Source organism: Streptomyces sp. NPDC050997 (genome assembly GCF_040660135.1).
In the GTDB taxonomy this organism is placed as follows: Bacteria; Actinomycetota; Actinomycetes; order Streptomycetales; family Streptomycetaceae; genus Streptomyces.
Map to the genome: position 1 here is coordinate 34,119 of NZ_JBFAGK010000019.1, position 23,337 is coordinate 57,455.

The 23,337-nt window shown below is 71.3% G+C and carries 21 protein-coding genes; 7 read left to right on the forward strand and 14 right to left on the reverse strand.

Annotation, left to right across the window (positions count from 1 at the left end):
• Position 1 precedes the first annotated feature (1 nt).
• From AB0H86_RS33075 to AB0H86_RS33085, 3 genes are all read left to right on the forward strand, one after another.
• On the forward strand, positions 2-1,567 hold the full coding sequence (locus tag AB0H86_RS33075; RefSeq protein ID WP_362447233.1) for an AMP-binding protein: 1,566 nt from the start codon (positions 2-4) through the stop codon (positions 1,565-1,567).
• A complete protein-coding gene (locus AB0H86_RS33080; protein WP_362447236.1) occupies positions 1,564-2,763 on the forward strand; it encodes an FAD-dependent monooxygenase in 1,200 nt (399 codons plus the stop codon). The genes AB0H86_RS33075 and AB0H86_RS33080 overlap by 4 nt, the downstream gene beginning before the upstream one ends.
• 154 nt (positions 2,764-2,917) lie before the next feature.
• Positions 2,918-3,658 carry an aminotransferase class IV gene (locus tag AB0H86_RS33085; protein ID WP_362447240.1) on the forward strand — a complete coding sequence of 247 codons (741 nt, stop codon included), beginning with the start codon at positions 2,918-2,920 and terminating at the stop codon, positions 3,656-3,658.
• A gap of 90 nt (positions 3,659-3,748) precedes the next feature.
• Here the strand turns inward: AB0H86_RS33085 and AB0H86_RS33090 are convergent, their stop codons facing one another.
• Positions 3,749-4,240, reverse strand: coding sequence for a carboxymuconolactone decarboxylase family protein (locus tag AB0H86_RS33090; protein WP_362447243.1), 492 nt, complete (start codon positions 4,238-4,240; stop codon positions 3,749-3,751).
• A gap of 163 nt (positions 4,241-4,403) precedes the next feature.
• Between AB0H86_RS33090 and AB0H86_RS33095 the strand changes: the two genes are divergently transcribed.
• Genes AB0H86_RS33095 through AB0H86_RS33105 form a run of 3 tightly spaced genes read left to right on the forward strand, consistent with a single transcriptional unit; the run spans position 4,404 to position 6,090 of the window.
• Complete coding sequence (locus tag AB0H86_RS33095) at positions 4,404-4,937, forward strand: carboxymuconolactone decarboxylase family protein (protein WP_362447246.1); 534 nt, start codon at positions 4,404-4,406, stop codon at positions 4,935-4,937.
• Complete coding sequence (locus AB0H86_RS33100) at positions 4,934-5,377, forward strand: carboxymuconolactone decarboxylase family protein (RefSeq protein WP_362447249.1); 444 nt, start codon at positions 4,934-4,936, stop codon at positions 5,375-5,377. Before AB0H86_RS33095 ends, AB0H86_RS33100 begins: the two co-directional genes overlap by 4 nt.
• Positions 5,374-6,090 carry an isocitrate lyase/phosphoenolpyruvate mutase family protein gene (locus AB0H86_RS33105; protein WP_362447252.1) on the forward strand — a complete coding sequence of 239 codons (717 nt, stop codon included), beginning with the start codon at positions 5,374-5,376 and terminating at the stop codon, positions 6,088-6,090. Before AB0H86_RS33100 ends, AB0H86_RS33105 begins: the two co-directional genes overlap by 4 nt.
• 6 nt (positions 6,091-6,096) lie before the next feature.
• Here the strand turns inward: AB0H86_RS33105 and AB0H86_RS33110 are convergent, their stop codons facing one another.
• The 13 genes from AB0H86_RS33110 to AB0H86_RS33170 all read right to left on the reverse strand — a co-directional run bounded on the left by AB0H86_RS33110 (position 6,097) and on the right by AB0H86_RS33170 (position 22,457).
• A complete protein-coding gene (locus AB0H86_RS33110; protein ID WP_362447255.1) occupies positions 6,097-7,050 on the reverse strand; it encodes an ABC transporter substrate-binding protein in 954 nt (317 codons plus the stop codon).
• A gap of 1 nt (position 7,051) precedes the next feature.
• Complete coding sequence (locus tag AB0H86_RS33115) at positions 7,052-8,998, reverse strand: ABC transporter permease subunit (RefSeq protein WP_362447258.1); 1,947 nt, start codon at positions 8,996-8,998, stop codon at positions 7,052-7,054.
• Between the two features lies 1 nt (position 8,999).
• A complete protein-coding gene (locus AB0H86_RS33120; RefSeq protein ID WP_362447261.1) occupies positions 9,000-10,085 on the reverse strand; it encodes a glycine betaine/L-proline ABC transporter ATP-binding protein in 1,086 nt (361 codons plus the stop codon).
• Positions 10,085-11,614 (reverse strand): GMC oxidoreductase, encoded by a 1,530-nt coding sequence (locus AB0H86_RS33125; RefSeq protein ID WP_362447264.1) that lies wholly within the window; start codon positions 11,612-11,614, stop codon positions 10,085-10,087. The genes AB0H86_RS33120 and AB0H86_RS33125 overlap by 1 nt, the downstream gene beginning before the upstream one ends.
• Positions 11,615-11,763: 149 nt before the next feature.
• A complete protein-coding gene (locus AB0H86_RS33130) occupies positions 11,764-13,284 on the reverse strand; it encodes an aldehyde dehydrogenase family protein (RefSeq protein ID WP_362447267.1) in 1,521 nt (506 codons plus the stop codon).
• 185 nt (positions 13,285-13,469) lie between these two features.
• Complete coding sequence (locus tag AB0H86_RS33135; RefSeq protein ID WP_362447269.1) at positions 13,470-14,183, reverse strand: hypothetical protein; 714 nt, start codon at positions 14,181-14,183, stop codon at positions 13,470-13,472.
• Between the two features lie 484 nt (positions 14,184-14,667).
• Positions 14,668-15,024, reverse strand: coding sequence for a hypothetical protein (locus tag AB0H86_RS33140; protein ID WP_362447272.1), 357 nt, complete (start codon positions 15,022-15,024; stop codon positions 14,668-14,670).
• The gene (locus tag AB0H86_RS33145; protein ID WP_362447275.1) at positions 15,011-16,864 is read right to left on the reverse strand and encodes a hypothetical protein; all 1,854 of its coding nucleotides are present in this window, start codon (positions 16,862-16,864) and stop codon (positions 15,011-15,013) included. Before AB0H86_RS33145 ends, AB0H86_RS33140 begins: the two co-directional genes overlap by 14 nt.
• Positions 16,865-17,069: 205 nt before the next feature.
• Positions 17,070-18,059 carry a malate dehydrogenase gene (locus AB0H86_RS33150; RefSeq protein ID WP_362447278.1) on the reverse strand — a complete coding sequence of 330 codons (990 nt, stop codon included), beginning with the start codon at positions 18,057-18,059 and terminating at the stop codon, positions 17,070-17,072.
• A gap of 322 nt (positions 18,060-18,381) precedes the next feature.
• Positions 18,382-19,752 (reverse strand): DUF2690 domain-containing protein, encoded by a 1,371-nt coding sequence (locus AB0H86_RS33155; protein WP_362447281.1) that lies wholly within the window; start codon positions 19,750-19,752, stop codon positions 18,382-18,384.
• A 325-nt stretch (positions 19,753-20,077) separates the two neighbouring features.
• Entirely contained in the window at positions 20,078-20,581 is a 504-nt protein-coding gene (locus AB0H86_RS33160; protein ID WP_362447284.1) for a helix-turn-helix transcriptional regulator, read from the reverse strand.
• A 252-nt stretch (positions 20,582-20,833) separates the two neighbouring features.
• On the reverse strand, positions 20,834-21,301 hold the full coding sequence (locus tag AB0H86_RS33165) for a DUF3017 domain-containing protein (RefSeq protein ID WP_362447619.1): 468 nt from the start codon (positions 21,299-21,301) through the stop codon (positions 20,834-20,836).
• Between the two features lie 301 nt (positions 21,302-21,602).
• Positions 21,603-22,457, reverse strand: a complete 855-nt coding sequence (locus AB0H86_RS33170) for a bifunctional methylenetetrahydrofolate dehydrogenase/methenyltetrahydrofolate cyclohydrolase (RefSeq protein ID WP_362447287.1) — start codon at positions 22,455-22,457, stop codon at positions 21,603-21,605.
• A 276-nt stretch (positions 22,458-22,733) separates the two neighbouring features.
• On the opposite strand from AB0H86_RS33170, the gene AB0H86_RS33175 reads away from it, so the two are divergent.
• Positions 22,734-23,309, forward strand: a complete 576-nt coding sequence (locus AB0H86_RS33175) for a hypothetical protein (protein ID WP_362447289.1) — start codon at positions 22,734-22,736, stop codon at positions 23,307-23,309.
• Positions 23,310-23,337: the final 28 nt, after the last annotated feature.

Here is a 23,337-nt window from a genome sequence, read left to right on the forward strand (position 1 = left end):
CATGCCCGAACAACCTCTCCTCGCCGACCGCGGGTTCTATCTCGGCCCGGTGTTCCGGCGGGCGGCCGAGCGCCACGGGCCCGTCTTCGTCACCCTGGACCGGCCGCTGGACGTCAACCCGTCCCTCGGGGTCGACCTGAGCTACCCGGTGCTGGCCGACGTGGTGGAGGAACTGTCGGGACGGCTGTGGGAGGCAGGGATACGGCCCTCCGAGCAGGTGGTCGTACACAAGACGGACAACGTCGACATCATGCTGCTGACCTGCGCGATCTCCCGTATCGGCGCGGTCCCGGCACTGCTCTCGCCCGGTCTCGCCGGGCCCGTGGTGGGGCAGTTGCTGGCGCGGCTGCGGCGGCCCTGGCTGATCACCGACAGGGCGAAACTGGACGGTCCGCTCCAGGACGTCGACGTGTCCGCGTACGTACGGCGGACCCTCTCCGTGGACTACGCGCCCGGTGCCGAGTCGTTGGAGAAGTACGCGGGCGCCGAGCCACCCGCGCCGGTACGGCTTCATCCCCGCGAACCCGCCCTGATCACCCACAGCTCGGGCACCACGGGCGTGCCCAAGCTCGCCGTGCACTGCGCGAACACCATGTGGAACCGGCTCGTACCGCAGCAGGCGATGGGCTGGCCGACCCGTGGCGAGACGGCGGCCCTGCACATGTCCTTCGTGCATTCGCGCTTCTACCATCTGCTCGGTGTCCTGCTGCACTTCGGCAGCCCGCTGGTGCTGATCACCGACCCCGATCCGGTGCGCGTGGCGCCGCTGCTGGTGCGGCACCGGCCCGGGATCGTCGAGACGCATCCCAACACCTTCGTGCTGTGGGAGGAGTTGGCCGACGCGTCCGGCGCGCCGCTGTCCCGGGTCAAGGCGTACGGCTCCACGTTCGACGCGATCCACCCGCGGACCGTACGGCGGCTGCTGGACGCCTCGAAGCGGCGTACACCCTGGCTGGTCCAGTTGTACGGGCAGAGCGAGACGGGGCCGGTGGCGTTCCAGTGGTTCACCCGGCGCAGTGCGGCCCGCGCGGACGGCCGCCGGGTCGGGATCGGGATCCCCGGCTTCACCCGCGTCCGGGTCACCGACGCCGAGGGGAGGCGGGCGGCGCCCGGCACGGCCGGCCGGATCGAGGCACGCACCCGGGGCCGCATCCTCACCTACCTCGGGGCCCGGGAGCAGTACGAACGTCAACTCGACGACGGCTGGTGGCAGATGGGCGACATGGGGTACCAAAGCCGCCTGGGCACCCTGCATCTGATCGACCGTGAGGTCGACCAGATAGACGCCGTGCACAGCAATCTGGAGGTCGAGGACGCGCTGATGGACCGGCTGGAGGAACTCCGCGAGGTCGTCATCGTGCCCGGCGCGGACCGCGAACCGGTGCCTGTGGTGTGTGTGCGGGGCGAACGACCGCTGGACCCCGAGCGCTGGCGGGAGGCCACGGCCGGTCTGCCCGCGATGGCCGAGCCGCGGCAGTGGCGGTTCGAGGAGCTGCCGATGACCGCCACGTGGAAGGTGAAGCGGCTGGAGATCACCCGCATGCTGGCCGAGGGCGCGCGCGCATGAACCCCGTCTTGGTCGTCGGCGCCGGCCCCGTGGGGTTGTCGGCGGCCCTCGGACTGCGGGCGCACGGGCTGCCGGTCGTCCTGCTGGAGGCCGACCCGAAGGACCGTGAACGGCCGGGCAGCCGGGCCCTGTTCGTGCACCGGGAGACCCTCCGTCTGCTCGACGGGATGCAGCCGGGGCTCGCCGAGGAGATCACCGCGTACGGGCGGACCTGGCACACCCGGCGCACCCTCTACCGGGGCCGTGAGGTGTACTCCCGGACCTACCCGCCCCCGTCGGGAATCCCGCCCTTCACCAGCCTGCGCCAGGTGGACACCGAGCGCTTCCTGCGGGCCGCCTGTGAGCGGGCCGGGGTGGAGTTCGTGTGGGACGCCCGCGTGACGGACGTGCGCGGTACGGCGACCGGGGTCCGGATCACCGGCGAGGACGGACGGGTGTGGACCGGCGAGTACGCGATCGCCGCCGACGGGGCCCGCTCCACGCTCCGGCGCTCGCTGGGCATCGCCATGGAGGGCAGTCGTGGCGAGGGCTTCCACGTCGTCGTCGACGTCGCCGACATCCCGGGCGCCGAGCTGCCGCTGGAGCGGGTCTTCCACTACGAGCATCCGGGGGTGGGCGGGCGCAGTGTGATGCGGGTGCCGTTCACCGGGGGCTTCCAGGTCGACCTGCAGTGCCGGGACGACGACCGGGAGGAGGAGTACGGCACCGAGGAGGCCGTACGCCGGTGGCTGCCGTCGGTCGTGGGTGACGGGTACGCCGAGCGGATCCTGTGGGTGTCGACGTACCGCTTTCTGCGCAAGGTCGCGGCCTCGTTCACCGATCCGCACCGGCGGGTGCTGCTGGTCGGGGAGGCGGCGCATCTCTTCCCGCCGTTCGGGGCGCGGGGGATGAACAGCGGGATCGCGGACGCGGCGGCGGCGGCGCACGCCATCGCGGCGGCCGAGGGCGCCGTCGCCGCGGGGACGGCGGAGGCGGTCGCCGAGTTCGCCGCGGCGCGGCGGGAGGCGGCCCTGTTCAACAGTGCGGCCGCCGGGGAGGCGCTGGACCATCTGCGGCCACGGCGGCGGAGCGTCCGGGTCAGGCAGCGGGCGGCGGCGGCCCTCTCGCCGGTGCTGCCGTGGTGTGGGTCATGGTTGGAACACGCGCCCTACGGGCCGCGTGGCGGGGCGCCGGTGGCGGCCGGCGGCAAGTACTGAGGAGGCGTTTCGGGTGATACGACCGGCGGTTGCGGAAGGACTGTTGAGGTGGACGCCCGGCGATGGGCTGGTGCCGGTCAGTGGGCCGGCGCCGGGCGCCGTGGCGACGACAGGTGCAGCGGCCGGGAGGCAGTCGGGGGAGACAGGTGCGGCGGTGGAGACGGGGGCGGCGGTCGGGGGGCGGTTGCTCGTCGCGGACTCCTGGCTGGTGCGGGACGGGCGGGTGCGGGGCTTCGAGCGGCACCGGGAGCGGTTCCTGCGGGCGTGCGGCGAGTGCGGCGGGCCCCCGTTGCGGCGGCTCGTGGAGTTCTGGCAGGACATGACGGCGACCCTGCCGCGTACCGGCGAGTGGTTTCCCCGGGTCGAACTCGCCGCCGGTTCCCTGGAGTTGCGGTTGCTGCTGCGGCACGCGCCGCCGCTCGGCACCGAGGTGCGGGTATGGGCGGCGGGGCAGTCCGATCCACGGACCGTCCCCCGCCGCAAGGGGCCGGACCTGGACGCCCTGGCCAGGGTGCGGCGGCGGGCGTCCGTCGAGGGCGCTCAGGAGGCGGTGCTGATCGCGCACTCCGGAGTGGTGCTGGAGTCGGCCACCGCCAGCGTGCTGTGGTGGGAGGAGGACACCCTGTGCCTGCCCCCGCCGCGACTGCCCGTCCTGCCCGGGGTCACCGTCGGAATCATCCAGGAACAGGCCGCGCGCACCAGGACCCGCGTCGCCCACCGCGAGCGGACCCTGGCCGAGCTGGACGGGCGTGAGGTGTGGCTGGTGAACGCGCTGCACGGAATCCGGCCGGTGACGGGCTGGACGGGACGACCGATGGAAGCGGCACCGGCGGTGCGGGCCCCGGAATGGCGGAAATGGCTGGACGACCTCATGGAGCCACTGCCGGAGCGCTGAATTCAACGCCCCCCGACGGCGTGGCGCCGGACCGAATGAGACCCGTATTCCTGAGCCCATTCGACCCGGCGCCATAAAAGCTGCCCGAATTCAGTTTTTCTTCTGCACCGGCTGATAAGCGCCCGGCACCATCCGGGTCGCGATGGCAATCCGGTTGTAGGCATTGATGACCGTGGCCGCCCAGATCAGTGCCGCGATCTGCTCCTCCTCGAAGACCTCCGCGGCCTCGGCGTAGACCGCGTCCGGGACCTGGCCGTCGTGCACCAGCGTCACCGCCTCGGTCAACGCCAGCGCGGCGCGCTCCCGCGCGGAGAAGAAGGGGGTCTCCCGCCAGGCGTTGAGCGCGTAGATCCGCTGCTCGGTCTCGCCCTGGGCGCGGGCGTCCTTGGTGTGCATGTCGAGGCAGAACGCGCAGCCGTTGAGCTGCGAGGCGCGGATCCTGATCAGTTCCAGGAGTTCCGGTTCGACCTTGGCGTCCTGGGCCGCGGAAACGGCGGCGCCATGCAGGGAGCCCATCGCGGCGGAGACGTCGGGGGTGATTTCCTTGAGGGCCACGCGGGTTATGGAATCGCTTTTGCTCATGGGGTGACTCTATCCGCTCTTTCGGCGATCCGGATTCCAGAAAGAGAAAACAATCAGTGCGGTCCGGCCGGTTCGAGGCGGAGGGCGGCACCCGGATTGGCCCAAGGTTTCGGTCTGGAAATGGACCATGCTCCTGGGCAGCCTCGCTCCTAGGGTCGAGAGCATGACGACGAGAAGCGACGACGGCACGGCGGCCGCCACGACGGCCGCCACGGCCGTGGAGTACGCCCCCGAACACACCCCCCGACTGCGCTGGACCGAGCACGCCCCCGAGGTCTTCAAGGCGATGCTCCGGCTCGACGCCGCCGCCCGTAAGGGCCTCGACGCCAAGCTGCTGGAGCTGGTGAAGATCCGCGCCTCTCAGCTCAACCACTGCGCGCTCTGCGTCGACATGCACAGCAAGGACGCGCTCGCGGGCGGCGAGAGCGTGGAGCGAATCATCCAGCTCAGCGCGTGGGAGGAGTCGGAGCACTTCTACACCGAGCAGGAGCTCGCGGCGCTCGCGCTGACGGAGGCGGTGACCGTACTGACGGACGGCTTCGTGCCGGACGCGGTCTACGAGCGGGCCGCCAAGCACTTCGCGGAGGCCGAGCTGGCCCAGCTGATCGCCGCTATCGCGGTGATCAACGCCTGGAACCGGTTCGGCGTGACCTGCCGTCTGGTCCCGGGCCACTACCAGCCGGGGCAGTACACATGAGCCGTACGACGCTCCTGGACCGCGAGGTCGGCCAGGCCATGTCCGCGCTCAGCGCCACCGCGAAGAAGGGGCTCGGCGACCCCGCGCTCGCCGAGCTGGTGGTGATCCGGGCCTCGCAGCTCAACCACTGTGCGTTCTGCCTGGACATGCACCTCACGATCGCCCGCGGGCACGGGGTGAGCGAGAAGCAGCTCGATCTGCTCGCCGCCTGGGAGGAGGCCGAGGGGGTCTACGACGAGCGGGAGCGGGCCGCGCTGGCCCTGACGGAGGCGGTGACCGTGCTGACGGACCGGTTCGTGCCGGACGCGGTGTACGAGCGGGCCGCCCAGCACTTCGACGACGTCCGACTCGCCCACCTCATCGGGCTGATCGTCGCCATCAACAACTGGAACCGGGTGATGGTCAGCCGCCGGATCCCGCCGGGGGGTCATACGCCGTGAGCAAGGTCGAGACGTTCCGGAGACTGCACCGAGGCCGCCTTCCCGGGGATCCCCTCGTCCTGCCCGGCCCCTGGGACGCGGCCGCCGCCCGGGTACTCGCCGAGGCCGGGTTCCCGGCGCTCGCGACGCCCAGCGCCGGGATCGCCGCCTCCCTCGGTTACGCGGACGGGCAGACTCCCGCCGACGAGATGTTCGCGGCCGTCGCGCGGATCGTCCGGGCCGTGGACGTGCCGGTGTCGGCGGACATCGAGGGAGGGTACGGGCTGCCGGCCAAGGAGTTGGTGGAGCGGCTCCTGGAGGCGGGAGCCGTCGGGTGCAACCTGGAGGACTCCGTCGACGGCGTCCTCCAGGACCCGCGCGAGCACGCCGACCGGCTCGCCGAGGTGCGGTCCGCGGCGGCCGACCGGCTCTTCGTCAACGCGCGCGTCGACACCTTCGCCTGCGGGGTCGACGATCCCGAACGGGCCATCGAGCGGGCCGCGTTGTACGTCGCCGCGGGCGCGGACTGCGTGTACCCGATCGGTGCCCCGCCGCACGTCCTGCCGCTGCTGCGGGCCGGGATCCAGGGTCCGATCAACGTGGGCGCGGAGATCGGTGAGGGCCCCTCGCCCGCCGAGCTGGGCGCACGAGGGGCCACTCGGGTCACGTTCGGACCAGGGCTCCAGCGGCGGACCGCCCAGGCACTGCGGGAGATCGCCGCACAGCTGACGTAGACGTGATCAGGACAGCCACGCCTTCCAGGTGGACTCGTGGCTGTCCACCCACTTCTTCGCCGCCTCCTCGGGCGTCAGCTTCTGGTCGGCGATCATCAGGGAGACCTCGTTCTGGTCCTCGGTCGTCCAGTTGAACTTCTTCAGCAGCGCCGCCGCCTTGCCGCCGCTCTTCGCGAAGTCCGTGTTGAGGTACTTCTGCAGAGGGGTGTGCGGATAGGCGCAGGCGACCTTCGCCGGGTCGGCGTCGCAGCCCTCCTTGTAGGCGGGCAGCTTCACCTCGGTCATCGGGACCTTCTTGAACAGCCACTGCGGGGCGTACCAGTACGTCAGGAAGGGCTTCTTCTCCTTGGCGAACTGCCTCATCTGCGTGATCTGGGCGGCCTCCGAACCGGCGAAGACGACCTGGTAGTCGAGCTTCAGGTTCTGCACCAGCGCCTTGTCGTTGGTGACGTAGGAGGGCGAGCCGTCCATCAGCTGGCCCTTGCCGCCGCTCTCCGGAGTGCGGAACTGCGAGGCGTACTTGTCGAGGTTCTTCCAGTCGGTGACGTCCGGGTGCTTCTTGGTGAAGTACGTCGGCACGAACCAGCCGATGTGCCCGGTCACTCCGAGCTCACCGCCCGACGTGATCGTCTTCTTGTCCTTGACGTACCGCTGCTCCTGGTCGGGGTGGCCCCAGTCCTCCAGGATCGCGTCGACGCGGCCCTGGCTGAGCGCGTCCCAGGCAGGCACCTCGTCGACCTGGACGGTGTCGACGCGGTAGCCGAGCTTGTGCTCCATCAGGTACTGGGCCACAGCCACGTTGGCCTGCGCTCCCACCCAGGACTGGACCGAGAGGGTCACGGTCTTGGAGCCCTGGGCGTTGGCGAAGGGCGAGGCCTGCTTGGTCATGTCGGCGGCGCCGCAGCCGGTCATGGTGACCAGCAGCAGGGAGCCCACTACGGCATTCGTACGAAGTCGCATGTCACGCTCCCTTCTTCATGCGGCGTTCCGTCGGCTGGGTCACCCGGTCGAGCATCAGGCCGAGGCAGACGATGGCCGCTCCGGCCACCAGGCCGGTCGCGAGGTCGCCCTGGGCGAGGCCGAAGACGACGTCGTAGCCGAGCGCGCCACCGCCGACCAGGCCGCCGATGATGACGACGGCGAGGACCAGGACCACGCCCTGGTTGACGGCGAGCAGCAAGGACCGCCGGGCCAGCGGGAGTTGCACCTGGCGGAGTTGCTGGCCGCTGTTGGCGCCCAGCGAACGCGCCGCCTCCATCGCGGCCGGGTCGACCTGACGCAGCCCCTGGGCGGTGATGCGGACGACGGCGGGCAGGGCGTAGACGACGGCCGCCGCGACGGCGGGGGCACGGCCGACGCCGAACAGGGCGACGACCGGGATCAGGTACACGAACTGCGGCATCGTCTGGCAGACGTCCAGGACGGGCCGCAGCAGCCGCTCGAACCGCTCGCTGCGGGCCGCCGCGATACCGGTCGCGAAGCCCAGGACGAGGGTGACGGCGACCGCCGCCAGCACCTGGGACAGCGTGTCCAGGGACGGCTTCCACACCCCGAGGACACCGATGCCGACCATGGCGAGGACCGCGGTGAGCGCGGTCTGCCAGGTGCCGATCACCCAGGCCAGCGCGGCGACGATGAGCAGCACCGACCACCACGGCAGCCCTTGCAGGCCGTCCCGGACCGGGTCGAGGACCCAGGTGGTGAAGTGGCCCGCCCAGTCGGCGGTGCCGCCGACCACGGGGACCCCGGAGTACAGGTGCGCGGTCATCCAGTCGACGACCCGGTTGACCGGCTCGGCGATGTTCAGCGTCCAGGTGTCGGGCCAGTCGAGACGGCCCAGCAGCCGCCCGGCCACGGCGACCACGACGGCGGCGACGAGCGCGTACGCCCATCCCGCGCGGCCCGACCGCTCGGCGTCGTCCGATCGTTCCCCCGCCGCGGACGTGATCCGGTCCAGGACGACGGCGAGGAGCACGATCGGGATACCGGCCGCGAGGGCCGCGCCCACGTCGACGGACGCGAGCGCCTGGTAGACACGGTCACCGAGGCCGCCGGCGCCGATCACCGACGCGATGACGGCCATGGACAGCGCCATCATGATCGTCTGGTTGAGGCCGAGCAGGAGTTCCTTGCGGGCCAGCGGGAGCCGGGCGGTCAGCAGGCGCTGGCGGGCGGTGGAGCCGAGCGACTCGACCGCCTCCAGCACCTCCTTGTCGGCGCCGCGCAGGCCGAGCGAGGTGAGGCGGGCCATGGGCGGGGCGGCGTAGACGACGGTGGCCAGGACGGCCGCGGGGACGCCGATGCCGAAGACCAGGACCACCGGGAGGAGGTAGGCGAAGGCGGGCAGCACCTGCATGGTGTCCAGGACCGGACGCAGGATCCGGTCCATCCGGTCGGACAGCCCGGCGGCGAGCCCCAGCACGAGGCCCACGACGACCGAGGCGAGGACCGCCGCGACCATCAGGGCGAGCGTCTGCATGGTGGGGATCCACATGCCGAGCAGGCCGCAGGCCACGAACGCGACGGCGGTGCCGGCGGCGAGCCTCACTCCGGCGACCCGCCAGGCGACCAGCCCGGCGATCGCGGTGACACCGGCCCAGCCGACGCCGAGCAGCACCAGGTACACGGCGCGTACGGAGAGCACGACCGCGTTGCTGACGTAGCCGAAGAAGTAGAGGAACAGCGGGTGGCTGTCCCGGTTGTCGATGATCCAGTCGCTGGTCCTGGTCAGCGGCTCGGTGAGGTCGACGGTGAGCGCGTCGGGCCAACTGCCGCTGGCCCAGCGGGCGTTCGCCAGTGGCACGAGGACCGCGGCGGCGAGGGCCAGCAGGGCAAGCTTGGCGACCGCGCGTCGTTTGAGGACGCCGGGCAGGGAGAGCCGGGGAGCGGATGCGGTGGCCGTCGCCATGTCAGACCGCCTCCTTGCGGAGCTCCGTTCCGGCCACGACGTCCAGGAGCCGTTCGTTGTCGACGACCCCCAGACACCGGCCGTCCTCCACGACACAGGCCGGCTTGTGGCTGCGGGAGACGACCCCGATGGCCTCGGCGACCACCGCGTCCGCGGCGAGCGCGCCCGGGTGCGCCGAGTTGCCGCAGTCCCCGGGGCGCATGGCCGTACGGACCGTCATGACCTGCTCGCGCGGGACGTCCCGGACGAACTCGCGTACGTAGTCGTCTGCCGGGGAGCCCACGATCTCCTCCGGGGTGCCCAGCTGCACCACCCGGCCGTCGCGCATCAGGGCGATGCGGTCACCCAGCTTGAGCGCCTCGTTGAGGTCGTGGGTGATGAAGACCATCGTGCGGCCCTCCTCGCGGTGCAGCCGTACGACCTCCTCCTGCATGTCGCGCCGGATCAGCGGGTCGAGCGCGCTGAACGGCTCGTCGAACAGCAGGACCTCGGGGTCGACGGCGAGCGCGCGGGCCAGCCCGACACGCTGCTGCTGACCGCCCGACAGCTGGCCCGGGCGGCGCTGTTCCATGCCGTCCAGACCGACCTTGGCGACGATGTCCTTGGCGCGGGCCCGGCGCTCGGCCCGGCCGACACCCTGGATCTCCAGGCCGTAGGCCACGTTGTCGAGGACCGTGCGGTGCGGCAGCAGGCCGAAGTGCTGGAAGACCATCGCGGCGCGGTGGCGGCGCAGTTCACGCAGCCGGGACTTGTCCATGGCACGGACGTCCTCGCCGTCGATGACGATCGTGCCGGCGGTCGGCTCGATCAGCCGGGTCAGGCAGCGCACCAGCGTGGACTTGCCGGAGCCGGACAGGCCCATGACGACGAAGACCTCACCCTTGCGCACGTCGAAGGAGACGTCCCGGACGGCGGCCGTGCAGCCGGTACGGGAACGTAGTTCGGCCGGCGTCAGGGCGGCGAGCTCCGGGTCGGCGGGGATGCTGTCGGCCTTCGGTCCGAAGACCTTCCAGAGGCCGTCCACCGAGAAGACCGGGGTGGTGGAGTCGTCCGTGGGGGGCTTGCGGGTGGGAACTGTGAGCGCCATCAGGCGTCACCTCCGATCAGTTCAACCGCCTTCTCGCCGACCATGAGCACCCCGATCATCGGGTTCACCGCGGGCATGGTCGGGAAGACGGACGCGTCGGCGATCCGGATGCCGTCCAGACCGCGAATCTTCAACTCCGGGTCGACGACGGCCAGTTGGTCGTCGGCGGATCCCATACGGCAGGTCCCCGCCGGGTGGTACACGGTGTGCGCGACCTTGCGGGCGTACTCGCTCAGCTCCTCGTCGTCCGTGATCTGCGGTCCCGGGGCCACCTCGCGTTTGAGCCAGCCTGCCAGCGGCTCGGTCTTCGCGATCTCACGGGCGATCTTGATCCCGTCGACGAGGGTGCGGCCGTCGTAGTCGTCCTCGTCGGTGAAGTAGCGGAAGTCCAGGGCGGGCTTCACCGACGGGTCCGCGCTGGTCAGGTAGACGCGGCCGCGGCTCTTGGGCTTGGGGATGTTCGGGGTCATCGAGACGCCGTGAGCGGGGCGTTCGTAGCCCAGGCGTTCCGGGTTGTCCGTGAAGGGGAGCTGGTAGAAGTGGAACATCAGGTCGGGGCCGTGGTGTTCGGGGTCGCGGCGCACGAACAGGCCCGCGTCGGAGTCCATCGCGGAGTTCTCGGGGATGGGGCCGTTGGTCTCCCAGACGATCACCGACTCGGGGTGGTCGAGCAGGTTCTCGCCGACGCCGGGAAGGTCGTGCACGACGGGGATGCCCAGCTTGACGAGGTCTGCCTTCGGGCCGACGCCGGAGTGCAGCAGCAGCCGGGGCGTGTCGACGGCGCCGGCGCACAGGAGCACCTCCTTGCCGGCCCGTACGAGGATCTCCTCGCCGTCCTTCGTGCGGACGTGTACGCCCTCGGCGCGGGTGCCGTTCAGCTCCAGCCGGTACGCCCAGGTCTCCAGCCAGATGTGGAGGTTGGGCCGCTCGTCCATCACCGGGTGGAGATACGCCACCGAGGCGCTCGACCGCTTGTTGTTCTCGGGGTGGTAGGCGAGGTCGAAGAACCCGACGCCGTCGTTGAACGGCTTCTTGTTGAAGCCCTCGATGCGGGGGACCTCCAGCGCTGTCTGCGCGGAGTCCACGAAGTCGCGGGCGATGGCGTTGCGGTCCTTTTCGTCGACCGGGACGACGTTGTTCTTCAGCCGGGCGTAGTACGCCTCCATCGGCACCGCGCCCCAGCCCTTGGCACCGGCCGCCTCCCACTCGTCCCAGTCGGACGGCAGCGGCTTGAAGGCGATCAGGGTGTTGTGCGAGGAACAGCCGCCGAGGACCCGGGCGCGGCTGTGCCGGATGTGCGAGTTGCCGCGCGGCTGCTCGGTGGTGGGGTAGTCGTAGTCGAGTTCGCCGCCGAGCAGACCCATCCAGCGGCGCAGGGTCAGCACGTCGTCGCGGCCGACGTCACTGGGGCCGCCCTCGATGACGGCGACGGTGACGTCGGGGTTCTCGGTGAGGCGGGAGGCTATGACGGAGCCTGCGGTGCCACCGCCGATGACGACATAGTCGTAGACATGTGGGTTCTCGGGCATGGGGGGTACTCCAGGGTCTTGCGGGGCCAGGGCTTCGGGGTGGCCTGGGCCGGGGTGGCCTGGGCTTCGGAATGGCCTGGGCTCGGGGCCTGGGCTCCTGGGGCGGCAAAGGGGTGGGGATCAGCCGCCGGACCTGCGAAGGACGGGGGTCAGCCGCCGAACCAGCGGACGGGCTTCGGGGCGAGGTTCTGGTAGACGTGCTTGGTCTCGCGGTACTCGGCGAGTCCGGCGGGGCCGAGTTCGCGGCCCACTCCGCTCTTGCCGAAGCCGCCCCACTCCGCCTGCGGGAGATAGGGGTGGAAGTCGTTGATCCACACCGTGCCGTGCCGCAGCCGTCCCGCGACCCTGCGGGCCCGGCCGGCGTCGGTGGTCCAGACGGCGCCCGCGAGTCCGTACTCGGTGTCGTTGGCGAGGGCGACGGCCTCGTCCTCGGTGCGGAAGGTCTCGACGGTGAGGACCGGTCCGAAGACCTCCTCCCGTACGACCCGCATCTCGCGGTGGCAGTGGTCGAGGACGGTCGGCTCGTAGAAGTAGCCGCGTTCGGGCCGTTCCGGGGACGGCTCGGGGCGCTTGCCGCCGGAGCGCAGCACCGCGCCTTCCTTCAGGGCGGACTCGACGTACCCCTCCACCTTGGCCCGCTGCTGTTCGGAGACGAGCGGGCCGCACTCGACACCGTCCGCGGTACCGCGTCCGAGGCGGATACGGTCCGCCCGCCGGGCGAGTTCGGCGACGAAGCGGTCCCGGACCGACTCCTCGATGATGAGGCGGCCGCCCGCCGAGCAGACCTGGCCGCTGTGGATGAAGGCCGCGTTGAGGGCCTGGTCGACGGCGGTGTCGAAGGCCTCGTCGGTGCCGCAGGCGTCGGCGAAGACGACGTTGGGGTTCTTGCCGCCGAGTTCGAGGGCGACCTTCTTGACGCTCGGCGCGGCGGCCTGGGCCACCTTCGTGCCGCTGACCAGGCCGCCGGTGAAGGAGACGAGGTCGACGTCGGGGTGCTCGGCGAGGCGGGCGCCGACCGAGTGGCCGGGGCCGGTGACGATGTTCGCGACTCCGGCGGGCAGGCCCGCCTCGGCCAGCAGGTCGATCAGGGCGATCGTCGTCAGGGGGGTGATCTCGCTCGGCTTGACCACGAAGGTGTTGCCGGCCGCGAGCGCCGGGGCTATCTTCCAACTCGCCTGGAGGAGGGGGTAGTTCCAGGGGGTGATCAGCGCGCAGACGCCGACCGGCTCATGGACGACCACGCTGTGGATGTCGGGCGAGCCCGCGTCGACCACCCGGCCGGGCGACTCGCCCGCGACCAGGTCGGCGAAGTAGCGGAAGGCGTCCGCGACACAGTCGATGTCGACACAGCCCTCCTCGACGGTCTTGCCCGCGTCCCGGGCCTCCAGCAGACCGAGCTCCGCACGGTCGCGTACGAGGAGATCGGCGACGCGGCGCAGCAGCGCGGCGCGTTCGGTGACGGGAGTACCGGGCCAGTCACCCTGATCGAAGGCCCGGCGGGCCGCCGCGACCGCCAGGTCGGTGTCCTTCTCGTCACCCTCCGCGACCACGGCGAACGGCAGGGCGTCCGCGGGGTCGAGGATCTCGCGCGTGGCACCGGAGACGGCTTCACGCCATTCCCCGTCCGCGTGGATGGTCTTCCGCGCCTGGAGTTCCACTCTGTCCGCCATGATCGGTATTGCCTTCCGTTCCTGTTCAGCGCCCCTGCGTCAGACACTTGTCACTCACCGGGACCGGGATCGCATTCCCCCAAGCAGGCATTGCATGCGCAATCCCTGGCTGAAAGTGCGCCGCGCCACTGGCCATTCGGACAAATAGGGTGAAAGGCGTACAGCTGAACTACGGAAGGTGTGACTCAGTCGATCGACGCCGGATCACAGGCGTAGGGCGGGCAGAAGTTGTCCAGGGCGGTGGTGAGCAGCTCCAGCTCGTCCTCGCGGCCGTCCGAGTCGGGGCCGTAGGCGGCTATGGCGTAGATGTTGCCGTCCGCCGCCACGAACCGCTCGTCGTAGACGTGCCAGGTGCCGACGTCGGGCTCGCCCTTGATGCGGTCGGCCAGGTACTCCAGTCGTGAGCCGGTGAACTCCCCGTCGTCGAGGTTCTCCAGGGAGAGTTCGTCGAAACCGGCCGCCTTGGCGGTCTGGTCGGACAGGTACAGGTCGAACGAGGAGTCCGGGGACGGCTCGGACACCTGGTAGATCTGCAGCCGGCGTTCGCCGTCCGCGCTGCGGTAGTTGACGATGGGGATGCCGTACTGCGACGCCTTCGTGCTGCGTGTCCACCCCTTGGGCAGCGCGATCCGGAACCCCTCCTTGTCCTCGTACGACTCGTACCCCGCGGGGAGCGTCGGGGCCGAGGTGGAGGGGGGCGCCGTCTCCTCGGTGGGTGTCGGATTCGGGTCGCTCTGCTGCGAGACCTCGGCCGGCGGTGACGACTCGGACCCGCTCGCCGCGACCGTCGGTCCGTCCTTGTCGTCCCCGGACGAGACCACCAGGGTCAGCACCAGGCTCACGGTGACACCGACAACGGCGGCCGCGATCACCACGGACCACACGAGCCGCCTGCTCATCCCCCGGGGCGGGGCGGGCGCGGCGGGCTGACCGACGGGCGGCCAGGACGCACCGGGCCACGGAGCGGCGGGCCCGGCGCCGACGCCGCCGCCCGGCTCCGACGAAGCGGGGGCCCCGCCCGACACCTCGGTCGGGGACCATGCCCCATCGCCGGCACCCACCGGACTGTGCCAGCCACCCTGGCCGCCTTGCCCGGGCCAGTCACCAGGCGGAGCCGCGGCCCCAGTCCCGGCGGACGGCGACCCTTCCGCGTGCCCGCCGACCGCCGGACCTGACCCGGCCACCGGACCTGACCCTGGCCCCGTGTCGGCGCCCGGCGCCCCCTCTCCCGGCGCGAACCCCGGACGGGCCGGTGGCGGAGGCGTGACCGGGGCGGACGCGGTGTCCCGGCCGCCGGTGTCCTCCCAGCGCTGGGTCTCCTCGTTCCAGTACCGTGCTCCCCCGCTCATCGCGTCCCTCTCCGTTCTGCGGCCGGAGCCGCGCTCAGATGTTCAGAAGGCCGGCCACGGCTCCGGCCGAGGCGATCAGACCGACCAGGGCCTGGGAGTCCTGGAGGAGTTGCCGCAGGCGATCGAGGCGGGACGGCGACGGTGTCCCGGTGCGGGTGATCTCCTCCTCCGTGTCGGCGAGCGCCACGTCCAGCGCCGCCGTCTCGTCGCTGGCCCGCACCCTGGTCAGGTCGGCGCGCAACTCCCGTACGGCGGCGAGCAGTTCCTCGGCGGCCTGGTCGCGCGGTACCGCCGTGCCGTGATGACTCTCGGCGTGCGCGTGGCTGCCGATGGCGAAGGTGCTCTTCGAGACGCCTCCGCTGATGCTGACGTTGGGCTCATCCGTTGCCATCGGTGCCGGATCCCTTCTGCGGCGCGGCGCCGCCGGAAGTCGTAGCGGAAGGAGTGGAAGGCGCAGAGGTGGAGGGATCGGAAGGAGCGGAGGGGGTGGCGGACGTGGACGAAGAGGCCTTCGCGTGGCTGCCCACGGCGAACGTGCTGTCCTCGACCCCGCCCTCGATGTTCACTCCACCGCCGCTGATGTTCACGATCTTCTGGACGAACTCACCGGTCTGGTAACCGGATTCGTCCAGCGCGGCCCGCACCCCGTGGGCGACCCGGTCCTGGACGCTCTTGAGATAGCGGGACACGTCCATCGCCTGGAACGTGGACCCGGCGCTCGCCGAACCCAGTTCCCGCACCGACAGGGCCGGCCCGTCGGGCAGCGCGCCCTTGAAGCCGCCGGTCAGCAGCCGCCACGCGTAGACGAGCCCCTTGGCCAGCGAGACCAGGGAGCGGGCCGCGGATCCGGGCACCCGGGCGACCGCCCAGGCGGCCTTGCCGACCACGTTGTTGTGGCGGAAGGCATGGGCCGTACGGTCGGCGTTCTTGAAGTCCTCGCGCACCGGCAGCAGCACGTGCGGGGCGATCTCCAGCATCAGCATGCGGCCCTGGGTGTGGATGCGCACGAACACCGTGACGACCAGCTCCTCCTCCCAGCCGCCGACCCGGATGCGCAGGAAGTGCCGCCGCTTCTCGGCGCCCTCCTCGACCGCCCGCACCCGGTGGTCCTCGAAGGCCCGCGCGTTGTACGGCGCCTCCTCGCGCAGCCTGAGCCCCTCGGCGGGCAGGAACACGCACTCGTCGATCTCCAGCCAGCGCAGCCGGTCACGCACGGTGTGTCCGGCGAACTCGGCGGGCAGCCGCAGCTGTTCGAGCAGCGGGCGGATCTTCTCGAGGACCGTGCGGTTGCTGATCGGCTGCTGCTTCTTCGTGCCGGCGGGACGGAGTTCGACCGCCAGCACCCAGGTCTCGTACGCCTCGCCCGTCCCGCAGAACGGCCGCGCCTCGTGGTACATGACCAGCGGCGCGTGCTGCTCGACCCGGATGCGTTCCTTCAGCCGCTGGAAGCGCCGGCCCTCGGCCTGCTCCGCCGGGTCACCCGCGGCGTCCGAGAAACTCGCCGGGGACAGTTCGGCGGACATCGTCTTCGCGAACTGGGCCCGCTGCGCCGCGAGGCACAGCGTGATCAGCGTGAACACGCCGAGCGCGAGCCAGGCCCGCCACGGCTCGATCAGGCCGCTGACCTGGGAGATGTCCGGGATGATCAGATCGGACACGCTGGGGTTGTCGCTGGAGTACGGGTCATAGCCGGACGAGCCGTAGCCGGACGAGGCGTAGGGGTCGTCGTCCCCGCCGCCGAACGCGGCGACCAGCGTGATCACCAGGAACATCGCGAAGACGATGCGGCCCCACCAGCGGAGCAGGAAGGCGGGCAGCCGCCGGTAGACGGGCGGGTCGGCGGCACGGCCGCGGACCCAGCCGGCGACCGCGAGCAGCAGGCTCGGCCCGAGGAAACCGATCAGCAGACCGTCGGTCAGCGGCAGTCCCACCACCCACAGGAAGATCACCAGCCCGGCCCACAGCAGCTCCTGGCGCCAGGCCCGCAGGGCGTGCGCGAGGACGCGGGCCGCGTCGAAGCCGAGCGAGGGCGCGACGATCCGCTGCTCGTTGAGGTGGAGCTGCTCGATGACCCGGTCTCGGTAGCCGGAGTCCAGATAGGCACCCGCGCACAGCAGTCGGCTCGCCTCGCTGGCGTGCGGCGGAGTGGGCGGGTGCGGTGGTGCCGAGGGCGCCGGTGAAGCAGCGTCATCCGTCGACTGTGGTTGTTGAGGCACGTATGCGGTACTCACGCCGTTCCCCCGATGCGTGGAAAACCCTTGCTCACCGTGTTGTTGACAAACAATCAGCATAGAGGGGCGGGTGGGACCGGGGGAACCGGAATGTCAGGAAGCATCCGTACGGGGGAGGCTTCCCCCGTGAAGGAGCACGGGCCCCGTTCCGGCCGAAACCGGAGCGGGGCCCGTGCGGGGTCGTGAGAGAACCGTGGAGTACGGCTCAGATGAGGCCGAGGCCGCGGACCGCCTCGCGCTCCTCCGTGAGCTCCTGGACGGAGGCGTCGATCCGGGCGCGGGAGAACTCGTTGATGTCCAGGCCCTGGACGATCTCGTACTGACCGTCCTTCGTGGTGACCGGGAAGGAGGAGATCAGGCCCTCCGGGACGCCGTAGGAACCGTCCGACGGGATACCCATGGAGGTCCAGTCGCCCTCGGCGGTGCCGTTGACCCAGGTGTGGACGTGGTCGATGGCGGCGTTGGCGGCGGAGGCGGCCGAGGACGCGCCACGGGCCTCGATGATCGCGGCGCCGCGCTTGGCGACGGTCGGGATGAAGTCCTCGGCCAGCCACTTCTCGTCGCTGACGACCTCGGCGGCGTTCTTGCCGGCGACCGTGGCGTGGAAGATGTCCGGGTACTGGGTCGCGGAGTGGTTGCCCCAGATGGTCAGGCGCTGGATGTCGGCGACCGTGGAGCCCGTCTTCTTCGCGAGCTGGGTCAGCGCGCGGTTGTGGTCCAGGCGGGTCATCGCGGTGAAACGCTCGGCCGGTACGTCCGGGGCGGCGGCCTGGGCGATCAGGGCGTTGGTGTTGGCCGGGTTGCCGACGACCAGGACCTTGATGTCGTCCGCGGCGTTGTCGTTGATGGCCTTGCCCTGCGGCTTGAAGATGCCGCCGTTGGCCGAGAGCAGGTCACCGCGCTCCATGCCTTTGGTACGCGGGCGGGCGCCCACCAGGAGGGCGACGTTCGTGCCGTCGAAGGCGACGTTCGGGTCGTCCGTGATGTCGATGCCCTGGAGCAGCGGGAACGCGCTGTCGTCCAGCTCCATGGCGGTGCCCTCGGCGGCCTTCAGGGCCGGCGTGATCTCCAGGAGGCGAAGCCTGACCGGCACGTCCGCGCCGAGCAGCTGGCCGGAGGCGATGCGGAAGAGCAGGGCGTAACCGATCTGGCCGGCCGCGCCGGTGACGGTGACGTTCACGGGAGTGCGGGTCATGGCGTTCTCCGTATGACAGCTGGCGGTGGGGCGTCCCTGCCCCGGACGTTTGATCGATCTCTTGGCATCAAGACAGATCCAGCGGTCAGGCTATCGCGCATCCGGGATCCCGGACGTCCGGGGCCATGTGGCCCAGCCCACAGAGCCCGGTGCGGTCCACGAAAAGCGGCGGCCGCCTGTCCGGGAGAGGGGGACAAAGGCGGCCGCCGTGCGGGGGTACCGTTTCCGGACTCCCGTGGGGGTAACGGTCGCGTGCCCGGGTTTCCAGGAACCATGCCTACGGTTCCCGGAAAAGTTTCGCCGGGCTGTGCGGCACCCCACCTCAGGTCGTGCACCCCTCCTGCCCCGCGGCCAGCACCGCGCACGCCTTGGCCTCGCCCGCGTCCTTCACGGCCACCATCGGCGTGTACGCGATCGTGTCCCCGGCCACCGTGATGTTCCCGCTCTGCGCGGTCTTCCCCACGGTCACCCGCACCTCGTCTCCCTGCGCGGCCTGCGTGATACGTCCCCACGCCGCGCCGCAGGTCTTGCTGTAGCGGACCTCGACGACACTCGTGCCGACGGTCGCGGTCTTGGCGGTGGTCACCAGTTCGCCGCTGCAGCCCATGCTCTCCGCGTCCTTGCCTGTGCACGAGTCACCGCTGCACTTCACCCCGGTCGGCAGGTCGGCGTCGGTGCTGACGGACGGCGAGGGCGAGGGCCCCGCTTCCGGCTTCTTGTCGCCGCCCTTCGTGAGGAAGAACGCGGCGGCGACCACGACCAGCACACCGACGACGCCCGCGAGGAACATGGTCAGCCGCCGCTTGCCGCCCGCCCCGCCGGACGGGCCGGCACCGGGCCGGGGCCCCTGCGGGGGTTCGCCGTACGGGCCGACCGACGCCGGAGTCCACCCCGGGCCGTCGGCCGAGGCCGAGGACGAGGGGGCGGGCGAGGGCGACGGGGGCACCGACGGCGAGGGGGTCGGCGCGGGCGACGAGGCCCCGGCGGTACGCCCGCCGCCGCTCGCCGACGGTCCCTGGTAGCCCGCCAGCCCCCAGGAGTTCCTGTTCGACGAGACTCCCGAGGTGCCGGCCGAAGAGCTTCCCGAGGAGGTCCCCGACGAGCCCGTCGACCCGCTCGAGGACGACCCGCCCGACCCGCTCGAGCCGCCCGAGGACCCGCTCGTGCCGCCCGGGGGCAGCACCTCGCGTACGCCGCCCGCCGAGTCCTGGACCTCCGGTGCCGTCGGCTGCGGCGGCACGCTCGGGGCCACCCCGGCCGGTCCGGCGATGCCTGGTCTGACCGTGGCGCTGCCGCTCCTGCGGGCCGTCCCGCTCCCCTTGGCGCCCGCCGCGGGCGCCCCGACGTCGCCGCCGAACTCGCCGAGCGCGGCCCGCGCCTGGGAGATCCGGATGGCCTCCATGGTCATGTCGTGGCGCATCTCCGAGCGGCTCCAGGCACGCTCGGCGAGCTCCCACATCGTGGTCAGGTGAATGGGATTGGTGCCGGTGACCTCGGCCAGGGCGACGATCGCGCCCTTCGGTGCGAGAAGCCGGCCGTTCAGATAACGCTCCCAGGATGTCTTGCTGTAGCCCGTACGGTCCGCCAGGGCCGCGATACTGAGGCCGCCGCGGTCCACGAGCCGACGCAACTGGCTCGCGAACTCTCTGACCTGCGGATCGAGTTCGTCCGGCAAAGCCCTCCAACGAGGCATTGCTCCCCCTCTTCCCCCCGGTTGGTGCTGGTTGTCCCGCGCGTTCCCCGTGCGTGCGTGGTGCCGTCTGCCGAGTCCCCGTTGTGGCTACCCACAGGGATGCGCGCACTCAGGATCTCAGTTCCCGGGGTGGGGGCGCACGGGTGCATCGTGGCCGCGGGCACGCACCGTCGCACGCCCTCCGGGACGAGGCCCAGGACTCCGTCGGCAGAGGGGTCACGCTAGCCCCTATGTCGATGGACTTCGTGTCACATACGCGAACGTGTCAATACATCGACACAAGGGGAACACATGGGAAATAACGCCTGTCACAGAAGACTTCGGCTCACCCAAACGCAACCGTGCCGGCCACCCCGATCAGCAGCGTGAGAAGGAGCAGCAGCACGGCGGACAGCAGCAGCCCGCCCCGCCCACGCCCGCTCTCCTCGGGGGGCGTGTCCCACCACGGCAGCGTGGGATCGTCCTCGTACTCACCCCTTGGATCACCGCCCGTGCCCACACCCGGATCACCGCCCGCGTCGCTCCCGGAGCCGGGCGCCGGGAGCGTCGCCGGTCGGGGCCAGGCCTGGACGGCGAGTTCCCAGCGCACGCCGAACCGTTCGGCGTCCGGGTCGGCGAGGCCGGCGATCCGGCACAGGGCGACGACGGCCTGCCGGGGCGGCGGCTGCCCCGCGTTGAGGTAACGGTGCCAGGAGGACTTGCTGTACGCGGTGCGGGCGCCCAGCGCGACGAGGCTGAGCCCCGTGCGGTCCTTGAGAAGCCGCAGCTGCTCCACGAAGTGCCGCACCTCCGGCGGCAGCTCGTCCGGCAACGGCTGCCAGTCGCCCATCACCCACCTCCACGGCGTCGCCGTCTCGCCCGGTCCTGAGCGAATGACGACGTCGGACAGCTGGTCGGTTCCCGTCGCGGGCCGGGCTGTGGCAGGGCCCGGACAGCGTGGCGGAACAGTCACTTCCGTGCCACAGCCGACGGCCAGGCGTTGTACGGGCAGATCCCGTGCCCGAGTGTGGACACCGGCGGCGGCCCGTCCTCGCTCGGGGGAGAGGACGGGCCTCCGTCACAGGTGAGCGGCTGACAAGTCCTAGCCGCTGACCGTGAAGTGCAGGGTGTCCTTCAGGAAGGGGATCACCAGCCACGGGTCCGGCTGCACCATCAGCGCCAGCAGCGCGATCGCGCCGCCCAGCACGCCGTAGGTGACGATGTCGGTGAAGCGGGAGCGGACGGCGAGCATGCCGACGTCCGGCAGCAGCCAGCGCAGGAGCCCGCCGACCAGCAGCGCGACGCCGATCAGCAGGATGCCGAGGCGGAACAGGTCGAGGGCGGTGAGCAGCAGTCCGAGTCCGACCGCCGACAGGACGGCGAGGATCGGCCACTGCCGGGCGGGCGCCGGGGCGTCGCGGGGTGCGGCCCGGCCGCCGCCCTCGGGGCGCGCGGTGTCCCTGGTGAACAGCGGGAACCGGCGGGTCACCCGGCGTGGGTTCCCCTCGGCGTCGGGCGCGCTGATCGGGTCCCGCACCTCGATGTCGTCGACGGCCTCGACTCCGTCCACTTCCTCGGCGTCCTCGGCTTTCTCGGGCTTCTCGGCTTTCGCGGGCTTCTCGGGCTTCTCGGCTTTCGCGGGCTTCTCGGGCTTCTCGACTCCCTCGGCCTTCTCGTCGCCGGACGCCGGGTCACCGGACGCCCGGTCGCCCGACGCCGGGTCGGCGGACGCCGGGTCACCGGACGCCGGGTCACCGGACGCCGGGTCGGCGAACGCCGGGTCACCGGACGCCCGGTCGCCCGACGCCGGGTCGGCGGACGCCCGGTCGCCCGACGCCGGGTCGGCGGACGCCGGGTCGCCGGGCTTGCCGTCAGCCGACACTGCGCTCCGCCGCCTCGACCACGTTGACGAGCAGCTGCGCCCGGGTCATCGGGCCGACGCCGCCGGGGTTCGGGGAGATGAAACCGGCCACCTCGGCGACGTCCGGGTGGACATCGCCGACGATCTTGCCCTCGGCGCTGCGGGAGACACCGACGTCGAGGACGGCCGCGCCCGGCTTCACGTCCTCCGCGCGGATCAGGTGGGCGGAACCGGCCGCGGCGACGATGATGTCCGCGCGCTTCAGGTGCGCCGACAGGTCACGGGTGCCGGTGTGGCACTGGGTCACCGTGGCGTTCTCGCTGCGGCGGGTCAGCAGCAGCGGCATCGGCCGGCCGATGGTGACGCCACGGCCGACGACCACGACCTCGGCGCCCTTGATCTCCACGCCGTACCGGCGCAGCAGGGTCAGCACGCCGTTGGGGGTGCAGGGCAGCGGGGCGGGCTCGTTGAGGACGAGGCGGCCGAGGTTCATCGGGTGCAGGCCGTCGGCGTCCTTGTCCGGGTCCATCAGTTCCAGGATCCGGTTCTCGTCGATGCCCTTCGGCAGCGGCAGCTGGACGATGTAGCCGGTGCAGGCCGGGTCCTCGTTCAGTTCGCGGACGACCGCCTCGATCTCCTCCTGCGTCGCCGTGGCCGGCAGTTCCCGCTGGATGGAGGCGATGCCGACCTGGGCGCAGTCGCGGTGCTTGCCGGCGACGTACTTCTGGCTGCCGGGGTCCTCCCCGACGAGGATCGTGCCGAGGCCGGGCGTGACGCCCTTCTCCTTCAGCGCCGCCACGCGGGCGGTCAGGTCGGACTTGATCGCGGCTGCGGTGGCCTTGCCATCGAGAATCTGGGCGGTCATGTACCCATCCTCGCGGATGACCCGGCCCGGGTTCCAATCAGGGGCCCATTGGATGGTGCGGCATCCGTCCGCCCGTATCCCCTCATGATCAGTCATGTTGCACTTGCACAACGCATGCGGAATGCGGCTGGACAAGCGAGACGACGGTGCAGAACCATGACATGCACAGTGCCGCGGGCAGCCCATCGGGGGGACGGCCGTATCCGAAGAACTTTCCTCCTTCGATGCCGCTGCGCGTCGTCCCCGCACTTGGACATCAACGGAGGAAAGACCGCCATGAGTTACGGCGACCCGAACAACCCCTACGGCGCGCCCCAGGGCCAGCAGCAACCGCAGCAGCCGCCGCAGCAGGGCTACGGCTACCCCCAGCAGCAGGGCCAGGCGCCCGGTTACGGCTACCCCCAGGCCCCGCCGGTGCAGCAGCCGTACGGCGCCGGCGCTCCGGTGACGACGATGCCCGGCTCGGTCAGCGCGGCCCGCGTGATGCTGTGGGTCATCGTCGGTCTGCAGGTCATCGGCGTGGCCCTCTTCGCGTTCGCCGCCGTGGCCCTCGACAAGGCCAAGGACGACGCCGCCTTCGAGCAGTTCGCCGACTACCCGACCGGCGCGCTGTGGGCCTTCTCGGTGTTCGCTCTGGCCTGGCTGGTGTGGGCGGCCTTCCTGGCGACGAAGTTCACCACCGGCGGCAACGGCCTGCGTGTCACGACCCTCGTGTTCGGCGTCATCACCGCGGTCCTCGGCCTGTACCCGTTCACTCTCGTGGGCATAATCCACCTGGTGCTCGGCATCCTGATCGCCGTCTTCACCGGCAACTCCAAGGGCAAGGCCTGGTTCAACCGCCCGCGCTACTGAGGCATTTGGCCGGACTGAACAGTTCGCG

What these genes read in the sequence shown, in the direction of transcription:
- AB0H86_RS33120 (WP_362447261.1), bottom strand. Translation starts at nt 10,085, where the DNA reads ATGGCGCTCACAGTTCCCACCCGCAAGCCCCCCACGGACGACTCCACC.
- AB0H86_RS33150 (WP_362447278.1), bottom strand. Translation starts at nt 18,059, where the DNA reads ATGACCCGCACTCCCGTGAACGTCACCGTCACCGGCGCGGCCGGCCAG.
- AB0H86_RS33125 (WP_362447264.1), bottom strand. Translation starts at nt 11,614, where the DNA reads ATGCCCGAGAACCCACATGTCTACGACTATGTCGTCATCGGCGGTGGC.
- AB0H86_RS33100 (WP_362447249.1), top strand. Translation starts at nt 4,934, where the DNA reads ATGAGCCGTACGACGCTCCTGGACCGCGAGGTCGGCCAGGCCATGTCC.
- AB0H86_RS33080 (WP_362447236.1), top strand. Translation starts at nt 1,564, where the DNA reads ATGAACCCCGTCTTGGTCGTCGGCGCCGGCCCCGTGGGGTTGTCGGCG.
- AB0H86_RS33140 (WP_362447272.1), bottom strand. Translation starts at nt 15,024, where the DNA reads ATGGCAACGGATGAGCCCAACGTCAGCATCAGCGGAGGCGTCTCGAAG.
- AB0H86_RS33135 (WP_362447269.1), bottom strand. Translation starts at nt 14,183, where the DNA reads ATGAGCAGGCGGCTCGTGTGGTCCGTGGTGATCGCGGCCGCCGTTGTC.
- AB0H86_RS33175 (WP_362447289.1), top strand. Translation starts at nt 22,734, where the DNA reads ATGAGTTACGGCGACCCGAACAACCCCTACGGCGCGCCCCAGGGCCAG.
- AB0H86_RS33160 (WP_362447284.1), bottom strand. Translation starts at nt 20,581, where the DNA reads ATGGGCGACTGGCAGCCGTTGCCGGACGAGCTGCCGCCGGAGGTGCGG.
- AB0H86_RS33075 (WP_362447233.1), top strand. Translation starts at nt 2, where the DNA reads ATGCCCGAACAACCTCTCCTCGCCGACCGCGGGTTCTATCTCGGCCCG.
- AB0H86_RS33155 (WP_362447281.1), bottom strand. Translation starts at nt 19,752, where the DNA reads ATGCCTCGTTGGAGGGCTTTGCCGGACGAACTCGATCCGCAGGTCAGA.
- AB0H86_RS33090 (WP_362447243.1), bottom strand. Translation starts at nt 4,240, where the DNA reads ATGAGCAAAAGCGATTCCATAACCCGCGTGGCCCTCAAGGAAATCACC.
- AB0H86_RS33115 (WP_362447258.1), bottom strand. Translation starts at nt 8,998, where the DNA reads ATGGCGACGGCCACCGCATCCGCTCCCCGGCTCTCCCTGCCCGGCGTC.
- AB0H86_RS33170 (WP_362447287.1), bottom strand. Translation starts at nt 22,457, where the DNA reads ATGACCGCCCAGATTCTCGATGGCAAGGCCACCGCAGCCGCGATCAAG.
- AB0H86_RS33130 (WP_362447267.1), bottom strand. Translation starts at nt 13,284, where the DNA reads ATGGCGGACAGAGTGGAACTCCAGGCGCGGAAGACCATCCACGCGGAC.
- AB0H86_RS33095 (WP_362447246.1), top strand. Translation starts at nt 4,404, where the DNA reads ATGACGACGAGAAGCGACGACGGCACGGCGGCCGCCACGACGGCCGCC.
- AB0H86_RS33110 (WP_362447255.1), bottom strand. Translation starts at nt 7,050, where the DNA reads ATGCGACTTCGTACGAATGCCGTAGTGGGCTCCCTGCTGCTGGTCACC.